Genomic DNA, 23,287 nt, shown 5'->3' with positions numbered 1-23,287 from the left:
GACCGCCGGTACGATAGGGTCTGTCTTCAGCCCGACCGGACTGCCTTTGACCACTTCCATCTCGCCAGGCGCTTGTGCCAGCGCGCGGCTGCCGCGGCAGATTCCTTTCATCATCGGCAACGAGGCCTGCGAGCGTTTCAGCTTCTACGGCATGCGCAACATCCTGGTGCAGTTCCTGATCACCTCGCTGTTGCTGCAGGAAATCAGCGGCCCAGGGCGCGAAGCCGAGGCCAAGCACATCCTGCACAGTTTCATGATCGGGGTGTTCTTCTTTCCGCTGCTGGGCGGCTGGCTGGCCGATCGCTTCTTCGGGAAATACAACACCATTCTGTGGTTCAGCCTGATCTATTGCGCGGGCCACGCGTGTCTGGCGTTGTTCGAGGGCAGCCGCAACGGCTTCTTCGTGGGGCTGGGGCTGATCGCGCTCGGCGCCGGCGGTATCAAGCCGCTGGTGGCCTCGTTCATGGGCGACCAGTTCGATCAGTCCAACAAGCACATGGCCAAGCCGGTGTTCGACGCCTTCTACTGGATCATCAATTTTGGCTCGCTGTTCGCCTCCTTGCTGATCCCGCTGGCGCTGAAGAATCTCGGCCCGGCCTGGGCATTCGGTATTCCCGGCATCCTGATGTTCGTGGCCACGTTGGTGTTCTGGCTGGGGCGCAAGCGCTATGTGCTGGTGCCGTTGCCGCCGAAAGACCCGCATGGTTTCGCCGCGGTGGTGCGCACTGCGTTGCTGGCGCATGCGCCGGGGCGGGGCTGTCCCGGTTTGATGCTGGCGGTCGTTTCGGTGTTGCTGGCGCTTGCCGGCTTCGCGCTGGTCGACCAATTGGGCATCGTGGTGTGCCTGTGCATTGCACTGGTGCTGCTGCTGGCCGGGATCGGCGGCGGCACCTGGTGGCAGCTGGAACGCGCACGCGGCATGCATCCGGATGCAGCGATCGAAGGCGTGCGGGCATTGTTGCGGGCGCTGATGATCTTCGCGCTGGTGACACCGTTCTTTTCGTTGTTCGATCAGAAGGCATCGACCTGGGTGCTGCAGGGGCGCGAGATGACCATGCCGGCCTGGTTCACCGCCTCGCAGATGCAGGCGCTCAATCCGCTGCTGGTGATGCTGCTGATTCCCTTCAACAACCTGGTGCTGTACCCGCTGCTACGCCGCGGCGGCTGGGAACCGACCCCGTTGCGTCGCATGACCAGCGGCATCGCCTTCAGTGGCGCGGCCTGGATTGCGGTGGGGGCGATCCAGATGATCATGGACGGTGGCGAGCCGATGCACATCGCCTGGCAGATCCTGCCGTATGCGCTGCTCACCTTCGGCGAGGTACTGGTGTCGGCCACCGGCATCGAGTTCGCCTACAGCCAGGCGCCGCCGTCGATGAAGGGCGTGGTGATGAGTTTCTGGTATCTGACCACCACGGTCGGCAACCTGTGGGTGCTGCTGTCGAACGTGGCGGTGCGCAACGCGACGGTGACTGCCCATATCGCCGATACTGGGCTCAGCGAAGCCGCATTTCTGATGTTCTTCTTCGCGGCCTTCGCATTTCTGGCAGCACTGGCCTTTGGTCTGTACGCACGCCGTTATCGCATGGTCGACAATTACCGTACTGCCTGAGGTCTGCATGATTACCCTGATCCTGATCGCCATCACCGGCATCGTCTCTTGGATGGCGTTCAATAACCGCAAGCTGGCCGACCGGCTGATCCTGTGGCCGCCGGCGCTGGACAAACAGCGCCAGTACGACCGCCTGGTGACCTACGGCTTCATCCACGCCGACCTGGGGCACCTGGTCTTCAACATGGTCACGCTGTTCTTTTTCGGACGGGTGATCGAGAGCGTGATGGCCGAGCTCACCGGCAGCGTGCTGACCTATCCGTTGTTCTATCTGGCCGCGCTGGTGGTGTCGATCCTGCCCAGCTATCTGAAGAACCAGAAAAATCCCAACTACCTGAGCCTGGGCGCCTCCGGTGCAGTGTCGGCGGTGCTGTTCGCCTTCATCTTGCTGCAGCCATGGACGATCATCCTGGTGTTGTTCATTCCGGCACCGGCGATCATCTATGCAGTGTTCTACGTCGGCTACAGCTTGTGGATGGACCGCCGCGGCGGCGATCGCATCAACCACAGCGCGCACCTGGCCGGTGCGGCATTCGGGGTGATGTTCATGCTGATCATGGAGCCGCGGGTGTGGCAGGTGTTTCTGGAGCAGCTGTCCAACCCACGCTTCGGCTGAACCCGGCGGGCGAGGCGGTTGCGCTGGCATAAGGTCGCCACGCTACCTGCAGTCGCATATTGATGATGGGCTCGTTGGGGCGCGGCGCGTCCGCAAGCGAATGGCGGTTGCAACAAGCGCCATTTGGTGCGTGACGGCTGCAGGTTGGAACGGACTGGGCCGTTGCGGGAAGCGGATGAGAAGCAGGCCTCGTAAGCCGAGCCAGGGCCGACGCGCATGCTGGCGTGGTCTTGGCAGATGACGGCGGTTTGCAAGAGGATCGCGCAGCCACGAGGCCGGTATGGATGCCTGGCATAGCCGGCATCTGCCGTCTGTTCGGATTTCAGGCAGACCGTCGGGACGCAGCCGACGGCTGCTCGCTCCATGCGATCAACGACTGCGCAGCGGACGACTAGACCGCCACCGCGCAGCGACACCAACTCATCAGGCCGCGTTGCGTTCCTGGTCCGCGCTGGAGGTCACGCCGTAGGCCTGCTGCAGGCGCTTGTACACCGTATCGTTGAGCTGCGTAAAATCCGGATTTTGGGTGTCGCCCTTAAGGGCGAACTGAAACAAGTTTTCCAGCAACGAGCTATCGCTGTCTGCGCTGTGTCCTGCGGAATCGTGGTTCATGCGGTGGCTCCTTCTTAGAGAGGCGAAGACGTTGGCGGCTTCCGCAGACCGGTTGCAGCCATTGCCTTCGGCTCAGCTATCGGCGTCTGCCGATCGAACTTGAGCGCGCTTTCAGCAAGCCTGGCGGCCCATCACAGCATCGGTTCACTTTCACGCAGGCGCGGCGTCGCGCTGGTCACACTGACGATCACTTCCTGCTTGGCGCAGACAATGAAAGAGGGGGCGTCAGTGCACGCAGAACACGAACTGTCACGGCAGCGTTTCAGCGTAGACACCGATGGACATCGCGCCGAACTGGCCTATCGGCGTGAGGGTGAGATCATGACCATTACGCACACGCAGGTACCGGACGCCATCGGCGGACGTGGTGTCGCTGCAGTGTTGGTCCAGGCCGCTTTGGAATATGCACGGCAAAACGGTTTGAAGGTGGCTCCTGCCTGCAGTTATGCCGATGCGTATCTTCGGCGACATCCGCAGTTTCAGGATCTGCTGGCCTGACCAGCGATGGCGTCTTCTCGTAACACGATTATTTCAGGGGAGTGGGCGGTAATGGGGCGGTTGCTTGGAGTGAAGGCAGTGCAGGGCTTGCTGGTGCTGGCCGTGTTGGCAGGCTGTACGCAGCGCGCACCGACAACGGCAGAGCCGAGCGAGCCTGCAGCCGAAGCAGCGGCCGCGACAACGCCGCCTGCAGAGCCGACCGTCGTGCAGAGCGGCCCGCTGGAAGATGCGATCGAACACGCACCGGCCTACATGGTGGGTATCAGCTACCCGCGCGGGCTGGATGCGTATCCTGAACTCACCGCGCTCATTCGCGGCTATGCGCAGGATGCGCGTGCCGAACTGATGCAGGCCGTGTCAGGCCTGGGCAACGACAAGCCGGCCGCGCCGTATGAGCTGTCGCTGGCGTTCGAGACCGTGTTGCAGACCCCCGACCTGATCGTGATCTCCGCCGACGGCAGCAGGTACACCGGCGGTGCGCATGCCGAGCCGCTGGTGGCGCGCTTCGTGTGGTTGTTCAAGGAGCGCAAGCAATTGACAGCGCAGGCGCTGATTCCGGACCCGGCGGGCTGGGAAAAGATCGGTGGCGAGGTGGCGACGCAATTGCATGCTGCAGCGACCCAGCGCGTCCAAGCCGATCGCGTGCCGGTAGAAGAGCAGGCCGAACAGGTCGCATCGGTTGATCGCATGATTGCCGAAGGTACTGCACCGCAGGTGGATAATTTTGCACAATTCGTGCCGGTGTTGAATGCGAGCGGGCAGATCGCTGCCGTGCGGTTTGTGTTTCCGCCGTATCAGGTGGGCCCCTACTCGGATGGCACGCAAACGGCAGAGGTCCCTGCTTCCACGTTAGTGCCTTGGGTCGCGCCGGAATATGCACATCTCTTCGCTCGCTGAGGTGTTGCGCCGGGCATGATGTGATTGAATGTCCCGGACATTTAGTAAGGTAATCGAACGGGTGATATGAGTAGTTTCGATCCAACCGCAAATCGCGTGGACCACACCTGCGTGCGTTATTCCGCCTTCCCGCGGGAGCCGGCGGTGCTGGTGAGACTGATCAAGCATCTTTACAAGCGGTTGCATACGCTCGCCTGCACGCGGCTCAAGCCGTATGGCATCAGTCCACCCGAATACGAAATTCTCATGATGCTCTATGGCACGCCCGAGCAATCGATCACCCCCACCGAGGTGGCCGAAGCTGCCAGCGAAAAGCCGGCCAACATCACCCGGCTGACAGATCAGCTGTGTGAGAAGGGTCTGATTGCGCGTGCCAGCAGCCCGGAAGATCGGCGCAAGATCGTGCTGACGCTGCAGCCCGCCGGCTTGGCCTTGATCGAAAGTCTGCTGCCCGATGCCTGCACGTTATTGCACGCAGAAACGGCCAGCATGAGTGAGGCCGAGCAGCTGCGTCTGGAGAAGCTGCTGAAGAAGCTGCTGGAGAGCGTGGACGCGATCCCGGAATGAGCATCGCCGGACCGTGCGACCACGGTCGTGCGGTTCGCGGTCAACTGCCGGTGCACGGTCTGCCAGCGCGGGGCCGCACGCGGCGACCGGGTCAACGCCAATGGTGCGCACGCGCGTTGCGTTCGCCTTCGGCATCGAGGGCCTGGCCGTCGATGCGGGCGTCGATGGCCTCCAACAAGGCTGCCGGCAGGGTGCTGGACGCCATGCGCAACTGGCTGTCGTTGCCCTGCGGCGGCAGCGGCGAGAGCAATTCGATGTGCCAGCCTTCACCCCGACGGCAGGCCAATCCAGCATGGCTGGATTGCAGCGAAAAGCTGCGGCAATAGCGGCCATCGTGCGCGCGAAAACTCAGACCCATGCGGACCTCGCCCGGTTGCTCGCCAGAAAGCTGGCGGTCCAGCGCCAGGGCGAGTGCACCGCTGGCATCCTGTCCTTGCTCGGCCAGCACTGCAGATGACGCAGGCTGCAGCGGCTGGTGTTGCCAGACCCAGAGGCCGATCAGCAGCGCGGCCGCGATCGAACTGGGCACCGCCCAACGCCGCGTTGCGTGTCGCCGCGCTGTAGGCACCGGCGCTTGGATGGGGAAATTTGCAGTGGCGGCAGACCTCTGCGGCGACGCCGGCGGGTGCTGTCGCGCCGCGTCCAGCAAGTGCGCCGGTACAGGCTCTTCGAGCACCGCTGCATAGCCGTTACGCAATCGCGCTTTCACCTGTTGCAGCTGACGCACGTCCGCAGCCCGCTGCGGATCGGCTGCGAGCGCGGCCTCGACCCGACCGGCCTGGTCGGGTGCCAAGGCGCCGTCTGCGTACGCCTGCAGAGTGGATTCGTCGATGTCCTTCACGGTGTGTCCTCTAATAACGCCTGCAGCGCCTCTCGGCCGCGTCCCAGGCGACTGGTCAGCGTGCCGATCGGGATCTCCAGGACCGCTGCGGCGTCCCGATAAGACAATCCCTCGATCAACACCAAGGCGATCGGCCACCGTTGCTCGTCGGGCAACTGTGCCATTGCCGCCTGTACCGCCATCCACTCCTGCTGACGCTCCATCGGGCGGTCGCCCACTTGTTCTCCTTCTGCGGCGCTGACGAACAGCTGGCGTCTGCGCCGCTGCGCGCGGACTTCATCGAGCCACGCGTGGCGGATGATGCCAAACAGCCAATAGTGCAGTGGCGTTTCCGGGCGCCACTGCGCGCAATGACGCAAGGCCCGTTCGATCGCCACCTGCAGCAGATCGTCGGCATCGGCCGGATGGCCGGCAATGGCGCGCGCGAAGCGCCTCAGGCGCGGTAGCAGTGCGCAGATGCCGTCGCTGACGGTTGCCACAGGGTCAAGCTCATTCATCAGCTATACGTCTGGCAAGGGGGTTTTCGTCCGTGCGCGCTGCAAGGCGTTCACGGTGCGTCTGCGGGGCGTGATTAGTGTGGCATGGCGTGCAACAAGCGACCATGGTGGGGTAGGCAATGGCGAAAATCCGTGTGATGCGTTGGTGCTGGCTCGCAGTACTGGGTGTCGGCCAGCCGGTGTCGGCGCAACTCGCGTTGCCCACTGCCGGAGGGCTGGGCAATGACGTGACGCAAGCCGTGCCGGCGCTGTCGGCCGCGCCGGATCGCCTGTTGCAGCAAGTGCAGGGCGATCTGCGGCAGTTACGCAGGCAGCGCCTGGATGCGCTTGTGCGTGCGCGAAGGGGCGATCTGGATCGCGATGCCGATGGCGCGATCGTGATGCGTGGTCAGATCGTGGCGTTGGCGCCGAGTCCAGCGGCCTTGCAGGCAGCGCAGACAGCCGGCTTCGTCGTCGCAGAACAACGCGGCTTCGATGCGCTCGGGTTGCGCGTGGTGGTGCTGCGCGCGCCACCAGGTCTGGCGACGCAACAGGCGATGCAGCGGCTGCGCGAGCTCGACCCGCAGGGCGAGTATGTCTACAACCATCTCTATAGCGAATCCCAGGCCGGCGACGCGTCCGCTGCCAAGGCGCCTGCCTTTCCAACTCAGGCCGATGCGGCGGCGGGGTTTCGTGTGGGGCTGATCGATAGCGGTGTGGACGCGGCGCATCCTGCGCTGCTCGGTGTGCAGGTACAGCGCTGGGGCTGTGATGGACGCGCGTCCGATCAGGTTCACGGCACTGCGGTTGCATCGCTGCTGGCCGGACGTGCGGTCACGCACGGGCCCATCGCTCGCACCTTATATGCGGCCGATCTGTACTGCGGTAAACCCAGTGACGGTGCAGCGGTCGAATTGGTCGCGGCGTTGGCCTGGATGGCGCAGCAAGGCGTTGCGGTGATCAATATCAGCCTGGTCGGCGCACCGAACCGACTGCTGGAGCGTGCGGTGGCAGCGCTGGTGGCTCGCGGTCATTTGCTGGTGGCGGCTGTCGGCAACGATGGACCGGCGGCGCCGCCGCTTTATCCGGCGTCCTATCCCGGCGTGATCGGCGTGACTGCAGTGGACACGCGTCTGCGTGTCCTGCCGGAGGCCGGGCGAGGTAGCCAGGTGGCGTTTGCCGCGATTGGCGACATGATTGCCGCCGCGCCCCAAGGACAGTGGAAACGGCAGCGCGGAACCTCTTTCGCTGCACCGCTGGTAGCGCGGATCGCGGCGCAATCCTTGGCGCAGCCCGATCCTCAGACCGCCGCTGCGCTGCGGGCGAAGTTGCAGCGCAGCGCGCACGACCTTGGCGTTAGCGGTGCGGACCCGGTGTATGGCTACGGCGTGCTGGGCGAAGAACTTCCGCTGCAGCGGGCGCCGGGCCGGTGAATGCCTCCTGTCTGCGCGCGGTCGCGGCGGGATGACTGCTTGCGTTCGGTTCGTATGGTTGGATGAGAGCCACAGATTGCCTGTGGCAGAGCAGGAGATGGCGATGAAGAACAAGACCTTGATCTCCAGTGCGGTGATGGTCGCGATGCTGTCGCTGTGCCCCGGCATGGCTGGCGCGCAGGCACTCGGCGGTGCCGGTGGACTCACCGGTACGGTGGGTGGCGCGGTCGGTGGGACGGGCGGCGCGACGCTCGGCGGTCACGTGGGCGGCGCTGGCACCCTGGACGCAGGGTCTACGGTTCAGCGCGGGCAGCGTGCGGTTGATGCGCAGTCGCGGCAGGTACGTGGCGCAGCGCAGCGCACGGCGGCGCGCGGCGCGGCCGCCGCTTCGGCGACCAAGAATGCAGCTGGCAATGCGGCCATGAGTGCGCAGACCATGGCCGATACGACGGCAGCCAGCGGCGTGGCGACAGCGCGTCATACAGCGCAGATGGCAGGCAGCGGCGCGAGTGGTGCTGTCGGTAGCGCACAGGCTGCCGGCAGTGCGACCGGTTCGGCTGGCATGCAGACGGTGCAAGGTGCAGCGGCCTCCAGTCGTGCCGGCACGCGAAGCACGCCTGCGCTGAGCGGTGGTGGTTCAGCTGGCGGCAGCGCATCGCACAATGCCAATGCCAACCTGAGTCCTTCGTCGGCGCGTGTGTCGGGCGGGGGCAGTGCATCCGGGTCTGGTGCCGTGCAGGGCGGCAATGGACAGGACACTGCCGACGGTTCGGTCGGTGCTGGCGTCGACGCCAGCGCTTCGGGCCAGGGACAGTAATCTGACCTGACTCCACGCGAGTGTGATGCGTGGCGGTGACTGCAAAGGCAGTTCGGCGGCGCCCGGTTCACCGGGCGCCGTTGTTGTTTGTGTGGTGCGTCAATGATCGACGCCACGAAGTTGAACGCACTGGGCGTGTCAATCGCACCTGCGCCCACGTCACGACTGCCCATGTGCCGGACAAGCCGCGTCAGCGCATCAACGCGTGGCTCGCTTTCTCCACTCTTTGGACGCCTCGTGCGCGCGGCAGAAACCCGCATTGGCGGAATTTGCGATCGAACGCGATCTGGGAGTGCGGTGGCGGTGCACTGCGCGCGCGATGGTCGGAGCATGCATGCGAGTATGCGGACACCCCTCTCCCATCGACGGGAGAGGGGGGCAGGCGTTTAGAGCCGGCCAACGAAAGTTGCGTCATCGCCGGCTGCTTTGCTCTCAGCGTTTGGGCGTTTCCGCTGTCTGGCTCAGACCGCGCTTTTCGAGCAATGGCTCGATCTGCGGCGCATGGCCGGCAAAGTTCTGGAACAGCTCCATCGCATCCACGCTACCGCTGCGCGAGAGCAGGGTCTTGCGGAAACGATCGCCATTGGCGCGGCTCAGGCCACCGTGCTGTTTGAACCACTGCTGGGTATTGGCGTCCAGCACTTCGGACCAGATGTAGGCGTAGTAGCCGGCCGCGTAGCCGCCCATGATGTGGCTGAAATACGGCGTCTTGTAGCGCGGCGGCACCGGCGCATAGGCAATGCCGTCCTGCTGCAGCGCCTTGGCTTCGAACGCCATCACGCCGGCGGCGTCGGGCACCTGGTTGGCGCTGACCTGATGCCAGTTCTGATCCAGCATCGCCGCACCCAGATACTCGGTGGTGGCAAAGCCCTGGTTGAACTTGGACGCGGCAATCACCTTGTCCAGCAAGGCCTGCGGCATCGGCGTGCCGTTCTGATAATGCTTGGCGTAGTTCTTCAGGATGGACGGCTCGTCGGCCCACATCTCGTTGACCTGCGAGGGGAACTCGACGAAGTCGCGCGGCACGCTGGTACCGGAGAAATACGGGTATTTGACGTCGGAGAACATGCCGTGCAGCGCATGCCCGAACTCATGGAACATGGTGGTCACTTCGTCCCAGGTCAGCAGCGTGGGCTGGCCGGCCGGCGGCTTGGGGATGTTGAGGTGATTGGCCACCACCGGCTTGAAGCCGGTCAGCTCGGACTGCGACACATAGGAGTTCATCCAGGCGCCGCCGCGCTTGGATTCGCGGGCGTACATGTCGGCGATGAAGATCGCCAGCTGCTTGCCGTCGGCATCGAACACGTCGTAGACGGTGATGTCGTCGCGATAGGTGGGCAGGTCGGTGCGCTGCTTGAAGGTCAGGCCGTATTCCTGGTTGGCCGCATAGAACACGCCATTTTCCAGCACGTTCTTCAGCTCGAAGTACGGCTTGAGCTGCGACTCGTCGAAGTTGTACTTGGCCTGGCGAACCTTCTCGCTGTAATACGCCCAATCCCAGGCTTCCAGCTTGAAGGTCGGCTTACGCGCGGCTTTTTGTTCCTTGTCGATCATTGCCTGCAGATCGGCGGCTTCGCGCTTGGCGTTGGCGACCGCGGCCGGTGCCAGTTTGCCGAGCATCGCGTTGACCGCTTCAGGCGTTTTTGCAGTCTGGTTTTCCAGCGAATACGCGGCGTAGGTGGGGAAGCCGAGCAGCTTGGCCTTGTCGGCGCGCAGCTTCATGATGCGCGACACCAGCGCGGTGTTGTCGTACTGGCCGCCATGGCTGCCGCGCGAGACCGAGGCATCGTAGATCTTCTCGCGCAGGTCGCGATTTTTCAGCTGCGTCAGTGGCGGTTGGCCGGTGGTATTGAGCAGCGCAATCAGGTACTTGCCATCGAGCTTGCGCGCCTTGGCCGCTTCGGCAGCGGCGGCGATCTGTTCTTCGGACAGGCCATCGAGCTGCTTGACGTCATCCACGACGACTGCTGCCGCATTGACCTCGGCCAGCACGTTCTGGCTGAAGGTGGTGCCCAGGTTGGCCAGCTCGGCATTCATCGCCTTGAGCGTGGTCTTGTCGGCATCTGAAAGCTTGGCGCCGTCGCGGACGAAGTCGCTGTAGTACTTCTCGACCAGCCGCAGGCCTTGTGCGTCCAGGCCCAGCTTGGCGCGTTGGTCGTACAAGGTCTGGATGCGTGCAAACAGCTTGCCGTTGAGCGAAATCGCATCGCGATGCGCTGCGAACTTGGCCGAGTAGTCGGCCTGCAGTTTCTTGCGTATGTCGTTGGTGTCGGCACCCACCAGATTGAAGAACACCGTGGTGGCGCGATCGAGCGTGGCGCCGCTCTTTTCCAGCGCGACGATGGTGTTGTCGAAGCTCGGCTTTGCCTTCTGGTTGGCGATCTTGTCCACTTCCTTCAATTGCTCGGCCATGCCGGCATCGAAGGCGGGTGCGAAGTCGCTGTCTTTGATCTTGTCGAACTGCGGGTAGTGCAGCGGCAGTGTGCTGTCTGCGAAAAACGGATTGGCTTGAGTGGCGGCCTGCGTGGTGGCGGGCGCGGCGATGCTGTAGGACGGCATGGCGAGTCCCAGGGAAGCGGCCAGGGCAAAGGCGAGACGGGTGGTCAAGAGGGTTGCTCCAAAGTGCGAACCGCCGAGGCTACCCCAGCCTGCCGGGACAGGCGTGTGACAAAAGACATGGCGGCAAGGTCAGCATGCAGCCAATCGGCGAAGGTAGGTGGACAAGGCCGAGCTCGACCGATGACCCGTCACAACGCGCGCGGGCGGCAGTGCCGCACTCCCGACAGCTGCGCTACGCTGCCGTTTCCCTGAGCACCCGAGTCCGGCATGAGCGATCTTTCCACGTTTGAATTCACCGACCTCGACGGTCGCACGCAGACGATGCGCGACTACGCCGGAAAGGTGTTGCTGGTGGTGAATGTCGCATCCAAATGCGGCTTTACGCCGCAGTACGCGGGCTTGCAGGCGTTGTGGCAACGCTACCGAGAACGTGGCCTGGTGGTGATCGGATTTCCATGCGATCAGTTCGGTCATCAGGAGCCGGGCGATGCGGCGCAGATTCGCCAATTCTGCTCGCTCGACTATGCGGTGGATTTTCCGTTGGCTGCAAAGATCGAGGTCAATGGCAGCGGCGTGCATCCGCTGTGGCAATGGCTCAAGCACGAACAGCGCGGCGTGCTCGGGTCCGAAGCAATCAAGTGGAATTTCACCAAGTTCCTGATCGGCCGCGACGGCCGTGTGTTGGAACGTTATGCGCCTACCACCAAGCCGGAAGCACTGGCTGCCGATATCGAGCGTGCATTGGACGCGTGATCTTGCACAGCGTCTTGCCTGGAGGACAGGTCCGCATCCGGGCGCGATGATGCGTTAGCGAGAGTGCTTCATCGGGGTCCAGGCGTGCACTCCATAGAGTGCACGCCGGCGACGTCATCTACGCAAACGCCGCATCGCGCTGATCATTCACGCGTGTCGCATCACTTCTCGACGAACGCACGCTCGAACACGTAATGCCCCGGTGTGCCGATGCGCGGCGAGGTCTGGAAACCGCGCGCGTCCAGCCACGTGCGCAGGTCGGCCAGCATCTGCGGGCTGCCGCAGATCATGAAGCGGTCGTTGGCCGGATCCAGTGTCGGCAACCCGAGCGTCTGCTGCATGCGGCCATCGGCCATCAGCTCGGTCAGCCGCCCCTGATTGGCGAACGCTTCGCGGGTGACCGCCGGGTAATACAGCAGTTTTTCGCGCAGCAGATCGCCGAGGAATTCGTGCTGCGGCAATTCGCGTTCGAAGTAGTCGCGGTAGGCCAGATCCTGCACGAAGCGCACGCCCTGGGTGAGGATCACCTTGTCGAAGCGCTCGTAGGTTTCCGGGTCCTTGATGATCGACAGCCACGGCGCCAGGCCGGTGCCGGTGCCCAGCAAATACAGGTTGCGGCCCGGGTGCAGGTCGCTGATCAGCAGCGTGCCGGTGGGCTTCTTGCCGACCAGTACCTTGTCGCCTGGTTGGATGTGCTGCAGCCGCGAGGTCAGCGGACCGTCCGGCACCTTGATGCTGAAGAACTCCAGATGCTCTTCCCAGTTGGCGCTGGCGATCGAATATGCACGCAGCAGCGGCCGGGTTTCGGTTTCCAGCCCGATCATCACGAACTGTCCGTTTTCGAAGCGGAAACCGGCATCGCGGGTCGTGGTGAAGCTGAAGTAGGCATCGGTCCAGTGACGGACCTCAAGCACCGTTTCGGCGCCAAAAGCGGAAGACATACCGGTAAGTGTCGTGGGAGGAGTACTGGTCAATTCTACCTCAAGCTGGCCAAATGAGATGAACTCTCATTTGGCTGGGAATGGAGAATCGGGAATCGGGAATCGGGAATGGGATGCAGTGCTGAAAGATCCTGGTTCCCTTTGGATCAGCAAGCTAGATATCTGCCAGCCGCCAGGAAGCCGCTTCTAACGATTCCCCAATTCCCATTCCCGATTCCCAGCCTCACCGATACCCCGCCGCCTGCAGTTCGAACAGCTCCGCATACCGCCCGCCCTGCGCCATCAGTTCTTCGTGGGTGCCGTTGGCTTCGATACGGCCCGCCGCCAGCACCAGAATACGGTCGGCCATGCGCACGCTTGAGAAGCGGTGCGAGATCAGTACCGCGGTGCGATTGTCCGACAGTTCCTTGAAACGCTGGAATACCTCGAACTCGCTGCGCGCATCCAGTGCGGCGGTGGGTTCGTCCAGGATCATCAGCTGCGCATCGCGCATGTAAGCGCGCGCGATGGCGATCTTCTGCCACTGCCCGCCAGACAGGTCCACGCTGTTCTTGAAGCGGCGCCCGACCAGCTGATCGTAGCCATCGGGCAGGCTGTCGATGAGTTCGCCGGCCATCGCGCGCTGCGCAGCGGCGCGGATGCGCGGCGTATCGTCCATTGCATCCACCTGGCCCACGCCGATGTTCTCGCCCACGCTCAGGTGGTAGCGCACGAAGTCCTGAAAGATCACCCCCAGGTTGGCGCGCAGATCGTCCAGATCGTAATCGCGCAGGTCGTGCCCATCGAGCAGGATGCGGCCTTCGTCGGGGTCGTACAGACGCGCCAGCAGCTTGACCAGGGTGGTCTTGCCGGCGCCGTTTTCGCCGACCAGCGCCAGCACTTCGCCGGCACGCAGTTCGAAATCCAGGTGGCGCACCGTCCACTGCTTGGCATCCGGATAACGAAAGCCCACGTCTTCGAACACAAAGCCCTGGCGGATCGGGCGCGGCACCGGCAGCGCGTTGGGACGTGAGCGGATTTCCGGCACGATGTTGAAGAACGAATACAGATCGTCCAGATACAGCGCCTGCCCTGCGACCTGCGAAAAGCCGATCAGCAATCCTTCCAGCAACTGCCGCAGGCGCAGGAAGCTACCGGCCAGAAAGGTCAGATCGCCGATGCTGAAATCGCCGCGCACCGTGCGCCAGGCGATGTAGCCATACGCCATGTAGTAGCCCAACGTGCCGAGCGCCGCCAGCAGTGCACCCCACAGTGCACGCTTGCGTGCCAGCGCGCGGTTGGCCTGGAAGAACTTGTCGGCCAGCCGACGGTAGCGCGCAATCAGGAAGCGGTGCAGGTTGAGGATTTTGACTTCTTTCGCCGTCTCAACGCTGGCGCCGACCTGGCGCAGGTAATCGAGCTGGCGGCGCTCCGGTGTCCACTGGAAGTTGAGCGAATAGCCCAGCGCATTGAAGTGCGCCTCGCCGATGAAGGCCGGGATCAGCGCCACCGCCAGCAGCACGATCAGCCACGGCGCATACACCACCAGGCCCACCGCCAGGCTGACCACGGTGATGGCGTCTTGCACCTGGCCGAACAGCTGGCTCATCAGGTTCATGCGGTTCATGGTCTGGCGCCGCGCACGATCCAGCTTGTCCTGCCGGTCGGGGTCTTCGAAATCTTCCAGATCCAGCTGCGCGGCATGTTCCATCAGCCGCACGCTGGCGGCGTTGTTGAACAACTCCGACAGCAGCGCATCGGCATAACCGACCAGCCGGCCGAGCAGGTCCGAACCGATTGCCAGCGCCAGTTCCAGCGCCAACAATTCCAGCAAGCGGTTCAGGCGCCCGCTGCCCAGCGCCTGCGTAAACGACTCGAACGCCGGCGGCTGGCCGACCAGGTGAATCGCCTCGTCGATGATCAATTTGCCGATGTAGAGCGTGGCCACCGGCATCAGCGCGCGCAGTACGCGCAGGCCAATGCTGCTTGCACTCAGCCAGCGGCTGGTCTGCCAGATCTGGCGCAGGAACGGGGGCAGATTGCGCAGCGCATCCAGGCGCTCGCGCAGGGTGGGGCCGGTACGGGGAGCGGTGGGCGCTTTAGCGCCGGAACGGGAAGCTGACATTGCGCTAGTGTGCCGCGCGCGGCGTGGGTGCGGGGTGTTGGGACGCTCGCCAACGGGCGGGCGAGGTGATGGCCACCACCGTGCCGGTGATCTGAGTCATCGCCTTCTGCGTGGCCGTGCCGCAGATAGGTCGGTTGCAGGGTGGTTGGCGGTATCGGCACCGCAGGACGGCGCCGGGCGTGTCCCGGTACGCGCGCCCGTTCCATCTATCAATCACTGTGATTGATGCCACATCCGGCCGCGCCCGCGGTTTGCTCTAAAATGCTCCGATTGCCCCCGCCAGCCGTAGAGCCAGCCGTGACCTCGATCAAGCAGGAAGACCTCATCCAGTCCGTCGCCGATGCGCTGCAGTACATCAGCTACTACCACCCGGTCGACTACATCAAGAATCTGTCGGCTGCCTACGAGCGCGAAGAATCGCCGGCCGCCAAGGACGCCATCGCACAGATCCTGATCAACTCGCGCATGTGCGCCGAAGGCCACCGCCCGATCTGCCAGGACACCGGCATCGTCACCGTGTTCCTGGAGATCGGCATGAACGTGCGCTGGGACGACGCCACGATGGGCGTGGAGGACATGGTCAACGAGGGCGTGCGCCGCGCCTACAACCACCCCGACAACAAGCTGCGCGCCAGCGTGCTGGCCGATCCGGCCGGCAAGCGTGCCAATACCCGCGACAACACCCCGGCGGTGGTCAACACCAAGATCGTGCCCGGCGATCACGTGGAAGTGATCGTCGCGGCCAAGGGCGGCGGCTCGGAGGCCAAGAGCAAGTTCGCCATGCTCAACCCGTCCGATTCCATCGTCGATTGGGTGCTCAAGACCGTGCCGACCATGGGCGCCGGCTGGTGCCCGCCGGGCATGCTCGGCATCGGTATCGGCGGTACTGCCGAAAAGGCGATGTTGCTGGCGAAAGAAGCGCTGATGGAGCCCATCGACATCGTCGACCTGCAGGCCCGCGGCGCGGCCAATCGCGCCGAAGAACTGCGCCTGGAACTGTACGAAAAGGTCAACGCGCTCGGCATCGGCGCGCAGGGCCTGGGCGGCCTGACCACGGTGCTGGACATCAAGGTCAAGGATTACCCGACCCACGCCGCCAACTTGCCGGTGGCGCTGATCCCCAATTGCGCCGCCACCCGCCACGCGCACTTCACCCTGGACGGCAGCGGCCCGGTGATGCTGGATCCGCCGTCGCTGGAAGACTGGCCCAAGCTCACCTACAACCCGACCAATGCGCGCCGGGTGAACCTGGACACCATCACCCGCGAAGAAGTCGCCAGCTTCAAGCCGGGCGAAGTGGTGCTGCTCAACGGCAAGCTGCTGACCGGCCGCGATGCCGCGCACAAGCGCATGATCGACATGCTCAACCGTGGCGAAACCTTGCCGGTCGATTTCACCAACCGCTTCATCTACTACGTCGGCCCGGTCGACCCGGTGCGCGACGAAGTGGTGGGTCCGGCTGGCCCGACCACCGCCACCCGCATGGACAAGTTCACCCGCCAGATGCTCGAACAAACAGGGCTGCTCGGCATGGTCGGCAAGTCCGAGCGTGGCGATGCGGCGATCGATGCGATCCGCGACAACAAGGCCGTGTACCTGATGGCGGTCGGCGGCTCGGCGTATCTGGTGTCCAAGGCGATCAAGGCTGCGCGCGTGCTGGCGTTCGAAGACCTTGGCATGGAGGCGATCTACGAGTTCGAGGTCAAGGACATGCCGGTCACCGTGGCGGTGGATTCCACTGGCGAATCGGTGCACAAGACCGGCCCGCGGCTGTGGCAGTCGCGCATCGGCAAGATTCCGGTGATGGTGGAATAACGCGTTACCGACCGACTACGCAGCCCGTCAGCAAGGCGGGCTGCGCCAGTTTGCGGAAGAGGCGCGCGGACACGTGGGTTTTTCCGCACGGTTTGCATCAGGCCGACGACCGTGCACGCCAGGGTGGTCGTCAGGCTTGGTTTGGAACGACGGGCCGACGGCACGCCTTGTCTGTTTGCTGCGGATGGCGGCGGCTGCCGTCTGCAGATCTAGTGCGGTCGGGAATGGAACATCTGCCACCTCTTGCCAGAGGAAGACCCGCGTTGCCCGAGGTAACCGGCTATGCTCGCCGGACAGGCCAGTCACGTTGAGGAGAACAGGAATGCTCCGAGTTGTCTGTATCGCGTTGTTGTTGTGTATGAGCCCGAGTTCGGCGGCGCAGCAACAAAAAGCACCCACGGTGTTGTTTCCCTCGCGCAACGACGCGCCACCGCCTGCTGCCCCGGTGCCGTTCGCAGAGCGTAAGCCGCTCAAGACAAACGACACCATGACAGGGTTCAACGGACCCTCGGCTGCGGAACGCTGCATCGCACAGTGCAACGACAGCGCCCGGCAATGCCGCGCCGACCGGCCCAGCGAGGCCAGTTGCAGCAGCAGGGCAGCACCGCGTGGAAAGCGCTGCAACGACGTACAGAATCCCGCGCAATGCGCCAACTGCATGGCGCAGGTCTTCGACTGCACCCAGCCAAAGCGACGACACTCGCTGCGAACCGCACAAGCTCGCCTGCCTGCGCGCCTGCACCAACTGAACCCGAGAACCCGCATGGCCGCGACGCTTTACCACACCCCCAGCACCGCTGCGCTGGTCGTCCACTGGCTACTGATCGAACTGGACGTTGCACACGTGCTGCACCCGCTGGATTTCGAATGCGGCGAGCAAAAGGCACCGGCGTATCTGGCGATCAACCCGGCCGGCGTGGTGCCGACCCTGGTGCTGGACGGGCAGGTGCTCACCGAGGCGGCTGCCATCGTCATGCATCTGGCCGATCTCTACCCGCACGCCGGGCTGGCGCCGCCGGTTGCTACGTCCGAGCGCGCGGCCTATTACAGGTGGATGTTTTTCTGCGCCAATACCTTGCAGCCGGCGTATCGCGCCTGGTTTTACCCGCACGAGCCGGCCGGCGCTGCCCACGGAGATGCGGCGCAGACCCAGGCACGCAACAGAATTAGAAGCGGCCTGGACCCAGGTCGGTGCGCATCTGCAGGCGCACGGGCCGTATCTGCTCGGGCAGACGCTATCGGCCGCCGATTTCATGCTGACCATGTTGATGCGCTGGTCGCGCAACATGCCGCGTCCGACCGATACCTGGCCGGCGTTGAAGGCGCATGCGCAGCGTATGAAGGCGCGTCCGGCGTTTCAGGAAACCTATCGCCGCGAGGGCCTGACGGACTGGACCTGAACCCGCAACCGCAGACCTTGAAATTCCGTTTGCATAATCTCTATCGGGGTCGTTCTACCGCATTCGCAACATAGTACGATCGCGACACCAACCAGAGAGCAGGGGCTCGTCCATGTCGCATTCCGCATCCCGCCGAAAATTGCTGCAATGCGCTTGTTGCGCACCGGTCGCGGCCGCTTTCGCGTCACTGCCGTTCGCCTTGCGTGCGGCGCCGTCCAAGAAAACCGATCTAAATGCCGACCAGGCGCTGCAGATTCTGCGTGACGGCAACACTGCATTCGTCGAAAACCGTCCCAGGACGGTGATCTCCGACAGCAAGCGTCGCCTGGAACTTGCGCTGGGCCAGACCCCGTTTGTCATTCTGGTGTCGTGCTCGGATTCGCGCGTGCCTCCGGAATTACTATTCGGCCGCGGCCTGGGCGAGATGTTCATCGTCCGCAATGCCGGCAATACCGTCGACACCACGGCGCTGGGCTCGATCGAATATGCGGTGAGCCAGCTCGGCGTGCCGCTGGTGGTGGTGATGGGACACCAGAGCTGCGGCGCGGTGGCGGCAGCCGTCTCGGTGGTGGAGCAGAACGCGTTTTTCCCGGGCGCGATCGGCGCCATGATCGAACCCATCGTCCCGGCCGTGCTGACCGCCAAGGCCAAGGGAGGCGACGATCTGCTGGCCGCCTCGGTCAAGGCCAACGTCAAGCGCACCGTCGACCGCCTGCGCGGCGCCTCCGAGCCGGCGCTGCTCGAACCCCTGCGCACTGGCGCGTGCAAGGTGGTCGGCGCCTATTACACCTTGAAGGATGGCAAGGTCGATTTCTTCGACGTTTGATCGTTCGCCCGGCGACAACGCTGCGCAAGGCGATTGCCCTGCGCAGCGGTCAGCGATGTCATCGAGCCGCGCCCGCATGCATCCGCCTCGCGCGCGGTTCGCATTACCCGACGCTCAGTCGATATAATCGTCGAAGGTCTTGCGACGACGGAATGGCATTGCATGCTGGTGGACGATGCCGTTGGGCACGGTTTCCAGCTTCATCACGCCGTATTCCTCCGGCCACGCATCGCGGTGCGGCGGCAGTTTGAAGGTGCCCATCAGCATGTCCACCACCGGCAGATGGATGGCGTAGTTGACGTCGATATAGTCCTGCTGCCGCGCATGATGCCAATGGTGGTAGCGCGGCAAGACCAGCACATATTCCAGCCAGCCGAAACGGATGCCGATGTTGGAGTGCGCCAGCACCGCCTGCAGGCCGACCAGGACCACATAGGCGTTCACTGCCGGCGTGGAAAACCCCAGGATCAGCAGCGGCAGCAGAACGGCGCTGCGGGTCAGCACGATTTCGACGAAATGGATGCGCGAGCCGGCCAGCCAATCCATTTCACGGCTGGAGTGATGCACTGCATGGAATCGCCAGAGCCACGGAATGTTGTGGTACGCGCGGTGCAGCGAGGCCTGCGCCATGTCGGCCACGAACACCGCGATCAAAAATTGTGCCCAGACCGGCAGCGATTGAATTGCGGTTTTCAACGCCGGAAACGCGGCCAGCCCGGCAATGCTGGACGTCGAGGCCGTCACCAGGATCAGGATGAACTGCACCAGCACATGGCTCATGAAGAAGTAGCCGATGTCGGTACGCCAGCCGGCGCGTAGCGGCGATAGCTTGCGCTTGCCCAGGTAGCGTTCCAGTGGAACGAACACCAGCGCCGAGAAGAACAGTGAAATGACGAACCAGTCCAGGCCCAGCGAATAGGGCGTCCGCCCGATGGTGTCGAACTGCACGTTGGTGCCGCCCGCCAGCACCGCCAGCGTGGCGCTGCCCACACCAATGGTCGCAATGCGCTTGTTGCGGTCGCGCAGGATGGCGAAGGTGCCCAGCATAAACGACGCCACCAACCCGATCAGCAACAGGTGCCGGGCGAACTGTTCGTTGTAGGCGGCGCGGAATTCGCGGCTGGTCAGCAGATCGGGAAAGTGGAAGCAGACCACGCCCATCAGGCTGAGTAGCCCGAGCATGGCCGAGGCATAGGCAAAAAACGATCGATTGGGCTTGGTCACGGGACATCCTGTCGGCTGCACAGCCAGGGATTGGCTGTTAAGGGAGTGTGATGTGCATGCTCCCAGTCCAGGACGCTTACCGCAAGTGATGCCGGCTCAGGACCGCAAGGGCACCCGCGCAGCCGCCAGCCCGGGCTGGCTCGGGTCCGGGCCGATCCAGCTTAGAACCACTCCAGCAACGACACGCCCAGGCCGATGTAGGTGGCCTTGTGGTTGTAGTCGATCATGCTTTCGCCGTAGCCGTCGAACACCTGCACGTGACCGCGCAGCAGGTTGGTGATCGGGAAGCCGTAATCCAATTGCACCGAGCCGTGCGAGCGGTCGCCGCCACGCAGCGAATGGCGTGCGATCAGCGCGAATTCGTGGCCGTCCTTGTTGTAGACCAGCGTCGCGTCGCCACGGCCCATGTAATCCTCGATGTCGGGATTGTTGTCGTCGGCGCGTTCTTCCTTGATGCGGAACCACGGGCGCAGGGTCAGTGCCCAGTTCTCGCGATCCAGCCCGAAGTTCAGGATCACCCGATTCCAGGAGCGCGACAGCGGGTCGTCACGCCCATTGGACATGTGATTGAGGCTGATGCCGCTCATGCGGCCCTTCCAGCCGAAGATGCTGTAATTGTTGCGAAATACCAGCATCGCTTCCGGCTCGTAATTGGTCTCACGGAACGGGCGCGACGCATCGGCGTTGTAGGCCTGCCAGCGCGAGCTCTGGGTGTAGCCCATCCAGATATCGCCGTTGTCGCCGAACAGGTCCTCGACCACCTTGGTCTTGAAGCTGAGCTGGAACTTGAGCTCGGTGCTGTCCAGTTGCTGCGGCGTGTTGACCGAGTTGACCGGATTCGGCGACTGCGGTGTGCGGTTGGTGTCGCTGGTCCAAAATGCCGGCAGCAGGTACACCGGCTTGTAACCGCGCAACTGGAAGGTGCCCAGTTTGGAGTCCTTGGCCAGTTCCCAGCGTCGGTCGAGCAACGAGCCGCGGCCGGCATTGGCCACTGCTTCTTCTTTCGGTTGCTCCTGGCCGTCGGCGCGGAAGAATTCGCCGGCCTGGCTGCGTGCGCGCGTATCGCCGGATTTGGCTTCCTTTCGCTTGGCCAATTGCGCTGCGGCATCCGCCTCGGCGGTTAGCTGCGGTGTGTAGCCCAGCGCCTTGTCGTAACAGGCCAGGCGTACGGCATCGGAAGTGACCGAGGTGCAGGCTTGCGGCGAGGCCGGCTGCGGTGCGATTTCCTGCGCATGCGCCAATGGCGCAGCGGCCAGGGCGATCAGCATCAACGGGCGGGTGCGGTGCTTGGACATGGGCAGTCTGGCCGAGGTAAAGGCGCCAGGCAGGCGCAGAGGCACGCATCTTAACGGTCGCGTCTGCATGCGCTGTGTGTACACGGTGGCATAACATTCGATTGGAGCGCTTCGCTGAGGCGCTCCTGGCAGGGCGCCGATGGGACCACGCATACGTGTGTGATGCGCGCGCGCCATGCGTGTCAGCTGGAGGACCGAAGGCGTTTACTACGTCGATGCCAGACCGACACCGTGGGCGCCACCGTCAATCGCGTCGAAAGCCCTAGAAAAACCAGCCGATCGCAAACACGCCCAGCATGCACAAACCCAGCGCCAGCTTGGTGGCAGTGCCCAGCATGATGCCGACCCAGGTGCCGATGCCGACCTTGGTGGCCTGGCCGGTCTTGCGCGTCTGGTAGTACTCGCCGATCCAGGCGCCAGCAAACGGGCCGACGAACAGCCCGATGGGCATGAAGAAAATGCCCGCAATGCCCCCGATCACCGAACCCCATAACGCCATTTTGCTGGCACCCACGCGCTGCGCCCCGTACAGCGTGGCCAAGAAGTCGATCAGGTACGACAGCGCGGTGATCAGCCCCAGCACCACCAGCGTGACCCAGCCGACATGGGTGAAATCGTCGGCCCAGGCTGCGACCAGCAGGCCGGCGAACACCACTGGCAGGCCGGGCAGGGCGGGCAGGATCACCCCAGCCAGGCCGATCAGCACCAGTGCTGTGGCCAGGATGTAGTAAACGACGGTGGTATCCATAATAGTTTAAAAATGTCCTAATTCAGGCTTGACAAAAAAGCGCAAGTGGTGCTTGAAAATTCATTTTGTGCGGGTTAAGTTGCAGCCGCTGCTGTTTGCAAAGGTCACCGTGAATCGTGGCCTGATGCGGCAGGTCCTTCCGATCCGCTACATCCTTGTACCTCGCTTCCTCCTTGCAATCACAGCCGCCACCGCTAGTCCATCACAGTGCCGTAGGGAGTCAGTCGAGATGTCCAACATCGAACGCGAGAAGGGTGTCGTGAAGTGGTTCAACGATGCCAAGGGCTTTGGATTCATCAGCCGCGAAAATGGCGAAGACGTCTTCGTGCATTTCCGCGCCATCCAGATCCAGGGTTTCAAGAGCCTCAAGGAAGGTCAGCAGGTCAGCTTCACGGTTGTGCAGGGCCAGAAGGGCTTGCAGGCCGATGCAGTGCAGGTGGTCTGAGACCGACGCACGGAGCGCGCCAGCCATCCAGCAGAAAGGCCCGTCACCGGGCCTTTCTGTTTTTCGCGGCGTTGTGCTTTCTCGGCGCTTTTGTAGTGAGTTTGACCAAGTTCGCGTGTTCTGCAGTCGGCAGGCGTTGCGAGCGGTGGGTTGCTGACAGCTCACACGTCGCGCTGGCTCGGTCAGGTCATCAACCAGATCCCGGTTGTATGGCACGCCCCGCCTGGCAAGGCGGTGGCAGCGCCTCCGCGCCGCCAAGGCGATGGATCAGCGCAGCACGACCTTGCCGTTGACCACGCGTACATACGCGTTCTCGCGCACGCCAGCCAGGTCGCGCTGGTTCACCACGATGACGCGGCCATCGTCCATGCGCACCTGCACGTCGAAGCTGGAGCTGGTGACGTTGTTCTGGATCGCGTTACCTGCCATCGCGCCGGCAGCGGCACCGGCCACGGCCGAGACGTTCTTGTTCCCCGTGCTGCCGCCGGTGTCCTTGGAAATCTGGCGGCCGGCAACGGCGCCCACGATGCCGCCGAGGACCGCACCGGTGCCGGTGGGCGCGGAGCGGGTCGGGCCGACTTCGTCGATCCGGGTCACGATGCCGCAATCCACGCAACGCTGCGTCTGCGAGTAGCCCTGGTCGTAACCGCGGTCGCCGCGGTAGTTGCCGTACTGCGGCTGCGAGGTGGCGCAGCCAACCAGGGTCGCGGTTGCAGCCAGGCCAATGACGAGCAGTCGGGTCTTCATGAGATCTCTCCGGGTGGTTCGAAAGGCGGTCGGGGCCGCGGCGACGTCATCCTGTGGTGGT

22 protein-coding genes and 1 pseudogene are annotated in these 23,287 nt (G+C 63.7%); 12 read left to right on the top strand and 11 right to left on the bottom strand.

The genetic code is table 11. The annotated features are described in order from the left end of the window. The first annotated feature begins 46 nt into the window (after positions 1-46). A complete protein-coding gene (locus XBLMG947_RS12640) occupies positions 47-1,612 on the top strand; it encodes a POT-type proton-dependent oligopeptide transporter (protein ID WP_065469080.1) in 1,566 nt (521 codons plus the stop codon). A 7-nt stretch (positions 1,613-1,619) separates the two neighbouring features. Beyond that, on the top strand, positions 1,620-2,228 hold the full coding sequence (locus tag XBLMG947_RS12635; protein ID WP_065469030.1) for a rhomboid family intramembrane serine protease: 609 nt from the start codon (positions 1,620-1,622) through the stop codon (positions 2,226-2,228). 423 nt (positions 2,229-2,651) lie between these two features. Here the strand turns inward: XBLMG947_RS12635 and XBLMG947_RS12630 are convergent, their stop codons facing one another. Beyond that, the gene (locus XBLMG947_RS12630) at positions 2,652-2,840 is read right to left on the bottom strand and encodes a hypothetical protein (protein ID WP_065469029.1); all 189 of its coding nucleotides are present in this window, start codon (positions 2,838-2,840) and stop codon (positions 2,652-2,654) included. A 210-nt stretch (positions 2,841-3,050) separates the two neighbouring features. Between XBLMG947_RS12630 and XBLMG947_RS12625 the strand changes: the two genes are divergently transcribed. The 3 genes from XBLMG947_RS12625 (at position 3,051) to XBLMG947_RS12615 (ending at position 4,802) form a co-directional block, all read left to right on the top strand. Continuing rightward, positions 3,051-3,338 (top strand): GNAT family N-acetyltransferase, encoded by a 288-nt coding sequence (locus tag XBLMG947_RS12625; protein ID WP_065469028.1) that lies wholly within the window; start codon positions 3,051-3,053, stop codon positions 3,336-3,338. A 51-nt stretch (positions 3,339-3,389) separates the two neighbouring features. Then, positions 3,390-4,235, top strand: a complete 846-nt coding sequence (locus tag XBLMG947_RS12620; protein WP_065469027.1) for a DUF3298 and DUF4163 domain-containing protein — start codon at positions 3,390-3,392, stop codon at positions 4,233-4,235. 66 nt (positions 4,236-4,301) lie between these two features. Then, positions 4,302-4,802, top strand: a complete 501-nt coding sequence (locus XBLMG947_RS12615; protein ID WP_065469026.1) for a MarR family winged helix-turn-helix transcriptional regulator — start codon at positions 4,302-4,304, stop codon at positions 4,800-4,802. Between the two features lie 91 nt (positions 4,803-4,893). Here XBLMG947_RS12615 and XBLMG947_RS12610 read toward each other — a convergent pair whose 3' ends face one another. Both XBLMG947_RS12610 and XBLMG947_RS12605 read right to left on the bottom strand, forming a co-directional pair. Further along, entirely contained in the window at positions 4,894-5,643 is a 750-nt protein-coding gene (locus XBLMG947_RS12610) for an anti-sigma factor family protein (protein WP_065469025.1), read from the bottom strand. Beyond that, entirely contained in the window at positions 5,640-6,140 is a 501-nt protein-coding gene (locus XBLMG947_RS12605) for an RNA polymerase sigma factor (protein WP_065469024.1), read from the bottom strand. Before XBLMG947_RS12605 ends, XBLMG947_RS12610 begins: the two co-directional genes overlap by 4 nt. Positions 6,141-6,259: 119 nt before the next feature. Here XBLMG947_RS12605 and XBLMG947_RS12600 point away from each other — a divergent pair, with 119 nt between their 5' ends. Continuing rightward, the gene (locus XBLMG947_RS12600) at positions 6,260-7,552 is read left to right on the top strand and encodes a S8 family serine peptidase (protein ID WP_245228183.1); all 1,293 of its coding nucleotides are present in this window, start codon (positions 6,260-6,262) and stop codon (positions 7,550-7,552) included. Positions 7,553-7,655: 103 nt separating this feature from the next. Next, a complete protein-coding gene (locus XBLMG947_RS12595; RefSeq protein WP_065469078.1) occupies positions 7,656-8,369 on the top strand; it encodes a hypothetical protein in 714 nt (237 codons plus the stop codon). Positions 8,370-8,801: 432 nt separating this feature from the next. Here XBLMG947_RS12595 and XBLMG947_RS12590 read toward each other — a convergent pair whose 3' ends face one another. Continuing rightward, on the bottom strand, positions 8,802-10,976 hold the full coding sequence (locus XBLMG947_RS12590) for a M3 family metallopeptidase (protein WP_181093213.1): 2,175 nt from the start codon (positions 10,974-10,976) through the stop codon (positions 8,802-8,804). A 219-nt stretch (positions 10,977-11,195) separates the two neighbouring features. Between XBLMG947_RS12590 and XBLMG947_RS12585 the strand changes: the two genes are divergently transcribed. Then, positions 11,196-11,681 carry a glutathione peroxidase gene (locus tag XBLMG947_RS12585; RefSeq protein WP_065469022.1) on the top strand — a complete coding sequence of 162 codons (486 nt, stop codon included), beginning with the start codon at positions 11,196-11,198 and terminating at the stop codon, positions 11,679-11,681. Positions 11,682-11,842: 161 nt separating this feature from the next. On the opposite strand, the gene XBLMG947_RS12580 is transcribed toward XBLMG947_RS12585, so the two are convergent. Together XBLMG947_RS12580 and XBLMG947_RS12575 are read right to left on the bottom strand one after the other, a co-directional pair. Beyond that, positions 11,843-12,622: a ferredoxin--NADP reductase gene (locus XBLMG947_RS12580; protein WP_065469021.1), complete on the bottom strand. Its 780-nt coding sequence runs from the start codon at positions 12,620-12,622 to the stop codon at positions 11,843-11,845. 223 nt (positions 12,623-12,845) lie between these two features. Beyond that, positions 12,846-14,726, bottom strand: a complete 1,881-nt coding sequence (locus XBLMG947_RS12575) for an ABC transporter ATP-binding protein (protein WP_065469020.1) — start codon at positions 14,724-14,726, stop codon at positions 12,846-12,848. A gap of 297 nt (positions 14,727-15,023) precedes the next feature. Between XBLMG947_RS12575 and XBLMG947_RS12570 the strand changes: the two genes are divergently transcribed. After that, on the top strand, positions 15,024-16,541 hold the full coding sequence (locus XBLMG947_RS12570; RefSeq protein ID WP_065469019.1) for a fumarate hydratase: 1,518 nt from the start codon (positions 15,024-15,026) through the stop codon (positions 16,539-16,541). A 27-nt stretch (positions 16,542-16,568) separates the two neighbouring features. On the opposite strand, the gene XBLMG947_RS23655 is transcribed toward XBLMG947_RS12570, so the two are convergent. Next, positions 16,569-17,201 carry a hypothetical protein gene (locus tag XBLMG947_RS23655; RefSeq protein WP_245228182.1) on the bottom strand — a complete coding sequence of 211 codons (633 nt, stop codon included), beginning with the start codon at positions 17,199-17,201 and terminating at the stop codon, positions 16,569-16,571. A gap of 103 nt (positions 17,202-17,304) precedes the next feature. On the opposite strand from XBLMG947_RS23655, the pseudogene XBLMG947_RS12565 reads away from it, so the two are divergent. Both XBLMG947_RS12565 and XBLMG947_RS12560 read left to right on the top strand, forming a co-directional pair. Then, positions 17,305-17,941 (top strand): annotated as a pseudogene (locus XBLMG947_RS12565) (glutathione S-transferase family protein). 187 nt (positions 17,942-18,128) lie between these two features. Further along, the gene (locus tag XBLMG947_RS12560) at positions 18,129-18,767 is read left to right on the top strand and encodes a carbonic anhydrase (protein WP_181093223.1); all 639 of its coding nucleotides are present in this window, start codon (positions 18,129-18,131) and stop codon (positions 18,765-18,767) included. A gap of 114 nt (positions 18,768-18,881) precedes the next feature. Here the strand turns inward: XBLMG947_RS12560 and XBLMG947_RS12555 are convergent, their stop codons facing one another. The 3 genes from XBLMG947_RS12555 to XBLMG947_RS12545 all read right to left on the bottom strand — a co-directional run bounded on the left by XBLMG947_RS12555 (position 18,882) and on the right by XBLMG947_RS12545 (position 22,034). Continuing rightward, positions 18,882-19,991, bottom strand: coding sequence for a sterol desaturase family protein (locus tag XBLMG947_RS12555; protein ID WP_065469017.1), 1,110 nt, complete (start codon positions 19,989-19,991; stop codon positions 18,882-18,884). Positions 19,992-20,152: 161 nt separating this feature from the next. Continuing rightward, entirely contained in the window at positions 20,153-21,286 is a 1,134-nt protein-coding gene (locus XBLMG947_RS12550) for a phospholipase A (protein ID WP_065469016.1), read from the bottom strand. A 262-nt stretch (positions 21,287-21,548) separates the two neighbouring features. Further along, positions 21,549-22,034 carry a DUF456 domain-containing protein gene (locus tag XBLMG947_RS12545; protein WP_065469015.1) on the bottom strand — a complete coding sequence of 162 codons (486 nt, stop codon included), beginning with the start codon at positions 22,032-22,034 and terminating at the stop codon, positions 21,549-21,551. A gap of 229 nt (positions 22,035-22,263) precedes the next feature. Here XBLMG947_RS12545 and XBLMG947_RS12540 point away from each other — a divergent pair, with 229 nt between their 5' ends. Then, positions 22,264-22,479: a cold-shock protein gene (locus XBLMG947_RS12540; RefSeq protein ID WP_065469014.1), complete on the top strand. Its 216-nt coding sequence runs from the start codon at positions 22,264-22,266 to the stop codon at positions 22,477-22,479. 267 nt (positions 22,480-22,746) lie between these two features. Here XBLMG947_RS12540 and XBLMG947_RS12535 read toward each other — a convergent pair whose 3' ends face one another. After that, entirely contained in the window at positions 22,747-23,226 is a 480-nt protein-coding gene (locus tag XBLMG947_RS12535; RefSeq protein ID WP_065469013.1) for a glycine zipper 2TM domain-containing protein, read from the bottom strand. Between the last annotated feature and the right edge of the window lie 61 nt (positions 23,227-23,287).

Origin of the sequence: Xanthomonas bromi (genome assembly GCF_900092025.1) — a bacterium.
Classification (GTDB): domain Bacteria; phylum Pseudomonadota; class Gammaproteobacteria; order Xanthomonadales; family Xanthomonadaceae; genus Xanthomonas; species Xanthomonas bromi.
The sequence above is the reverse complement of the archived record's forward strand: the minus strand, read 5'-3'. Positions and strand labels throughout refer to the sequence as shown.